The 2,687-nt window shown below is 60.1% G+C and carries 1 protein-coding gene and 2 pseudogenes; all 3 read right to left on the reverse strand.

Going from position 1 to position 2,687, the window contains the following annotated elements:
• Positions 1-32 precede the first annotated feature (32 nt).
• Positions 33-976: pseudogene (locus H0X91_RS34530) on the reverse strand (IS3-like element ISBcen6 family transposase); the annotation flags it as partial.
• 266 nt (positions 977-1,242) lie between these two features.
• On the reverse strand, positions 1,243-2,268 hold the full coding sequence (locus H0X91_RS34535) for an IS110-like element ISBcen4 family transposase (RefSeq protein WP_006482428.1): 1,026 nt from the start codon (positions 2,266-2,268) through the stop codon (positions 1,243-1,245).
• Positions 2,269-2,314: 46 nt separating this feature from the next.
• Positions 2,315-2,593, reverse strand: a pseudogene (locus tag H0X91_RS34540) (transposase); the annotation flags it as partial.
• Positions 2,594-2,687 lie beyond the last annotated feature (94 nt).

Below are 2,687 nucleotides of genomic sequence, written 5' to 3' on the forward strand. Positions count from 1 at the left end.
CTGGAGTTGACCCTGTAATACCGGACACAGCCTCACACTAAGGTTGCTGAATCCATCGAGCGCCGGAACTCGCGAGGCGAGCGGTATTTCAGCGCGCTATGGGGATGCTTCTCGTTGTAATGCTCGAACGCGATGGCCAAGTTGCGTGCAGCAGTCGCTGCGTCCGGCTTCGGCATGAAGGCGACGTAGTCGCGTTTCATCGTCTTCACGAAGCTCTCGGCCATCCCGTTACTTTGCGGGCTGCATACCGGCGTGGTCAATGGCTTCAGGCCGATGGCCACTGCGAACCGACGCGTGTCGTCGGCCGTGTAGCCCGAACCGTTGTCGCTCAGCCACTCGATTTCGGACGGCGTATGCAGCTCGATGCCAAACCGATTTTCCACTGCAGCCAGCATCACGTCGCGCACGATGTCGCCGCTGTGGCCTGCCGTCGTAGCCGCCCAGCTCATCGCTTCACGGTCACAGCAATCCAGCGCGAACGTTACGCGCAGCGGCTCGCCGTTGTCGCAGCGGAACTCGAAGCCGTCCGAGCACCATCGCTGATTGCTGCGCTCGACGGCTACCTTGCCGTCGTGTCGACGTTGGGGCCGAGGTGGAATCGGTCGGCGCTGCATCAGCAGCCCATGTGTGCGCATGACGCGATAGATTCGCTTGGCATTAAACGGCGCCAGTCCGACCGCAACGCGCTCGTTGCGCAAGATGCCCCAAACCCGGCGATAGCCATAGCTGGGCAAATCGCCAATGACCCGGCGGATCTCCTCGACCGCGGCCGCGTCGTCACTCTGCCTCGATTGACGGCCATCGCGCCACGTCGCCGGACGCGACAGTCGTGCCGATACGTTCGAGCGCGACACGCCGAGAACTTCACAAACCAGTTTCACTGGTCGTCCTCCGGCAGCGAGGGCGAGTGCGCTATCCATTTTTTTGCCCGGCCGTACTCGACTGCTTCGCGAAGAATCTCGTTCTCCATGGTCTTCTATATGGACGCCTCCGGCTTGCCAAGGTTTGTTGCTCTGTCGAACAGATACAGGCTGCGGTTTTATATCCGGCCCATGCAGGTCGAAGCCCGCTGGCCCCAATGGAATCCGCTGACTCATGCCTCATTTTTGCCACGGACCGTGATGTCCAGAAGACGATGCAGGTTTGATGAGTCCCGGTCTTACCTGTTTGCCATTACAACACTACCTTGCGCAACCTTGGACTACAGATCGGTGATAGAACGCGATACGATCTCGACACACGTCATGCTGCAGTAACTGGAGGCGGATAGCTCTCGCAGTATGAGCGGCCATGAGCTAGCAGAGCCCAGATCGTCCGCGCGATCTTGTTGGCCAGTGCAACGACTACGACATTGAGCGGACGCCGCATGCTCAACTGCACTGCCCAGGAACCCGGGTCTTTTGCGTGCTTCATGACGGACCGTGCGCCATGAATCATCAGCGTGCGCAGGTATCGATCGCCTCTCTTGCTGATGCCGAGCAGCCGGACCTTGCCACCAGTTCCAAACTGCGCAGGGACGAGACCCAGCCATGCTGCAAATTCGCGGCCGGACCGAAACGCTTTGGGATCGCCCATAGCTGCTACGGCAGCAGTGGCGGTCAGGAACCCAACACCGGGGATTTCGGCAATCGTTCTGCAGGCCGGGTTTTCATGCAGCCACGCGCGGAGTCGCTGCTCGATGAGGGTTATCTGCTTGTCGATGTCGACAAGGCGTTGCCACTGTTCCCGCAGGGAATCGATCAAGACTCGCGGCAGGCGCAATTCGAGGCGTAGCAGCAGGTCGGGCATGGCGCGATTCATTGCTGCGCGTCCCACGCCCATGACCTCTCCGTACTCGCCGAGCAAGCCTCTCAGGCAGTTAGATTGAGAGCGCCGAAATATAACCAACTGCTGTCGAATACGATGCAGTGCCAGAACCGCTTGCTGGGCCTCGGTCTTCACCGGGACGGCTTTCACGCCCGGGTGTCGTGCAGCTGCCCAGATTGCGCGCGCATCGGCGACATCGTTCTTGTTTCCTGTCACGAACGCTTTGACCAGTTTGCCTGGCATCAATTTGACCTGATGGCCGAGCTCGGTGAGACGGCGTGCCCAGTGCTGTGAGCCTCCGCAGGCCTCCATGCCGATGAGACAGGGCTCACGATTGGCGAAGTGCTCGAGAAAATCACTGCGGCGGAGCTGCCGGTCGAACACCTCGCCGGTGTCCGCAGCGATCCAGTGCAGTTGGAAGACCCGCTTGGCGATGTCTACGCCTACGACTGTCGGTTCCATTTGCGTTCTCCTGGTTGAACGACGCCTCATTATGCGATGAGGAGGCGTCCATACCATTTTTGCCGAGCATCCGTTGCAGCTCACGAATCTGCTTGAGTGCATCGGCCAGTTCCGAGGCCGGGACTACTTCCTCGCCGGCCTTGACCGCTGACAGGCTCCCACCCTGGTACAGCTTGCGCCAGTGGAACAGTTGGTTCGGATTCACGCCGTGCTGGCGCGCGACCATCGAAACCGATTTCCCCGGCTCGAAACTCTCGCGAACCATCGCCAGCTTCTGCTCCGCCGTCCAGCGCCGCCGACGCTCCGGGCCCGTCAACACTTCCATCACTTCCTGCCTAGTGTTAGTCAAAAACACAGTCCTATGCCTACCCGTTATTGTAAGTGGGTGACTGTGTCCGGCGTTTCAGGGGGCTGCTCCA

Origin of the sequence: Burkholderia sp. 9777_1386, assembly GCF_015712265.1 — a bacterium.
In the GTDB taxonomy this organism is placed as follows: Bacteria; Pseudomonadota; Gammaproteobacteria; order Burkholderiales; family Burkholderiaceae; genus Burkholderia; species Burkholderia cenocepacia.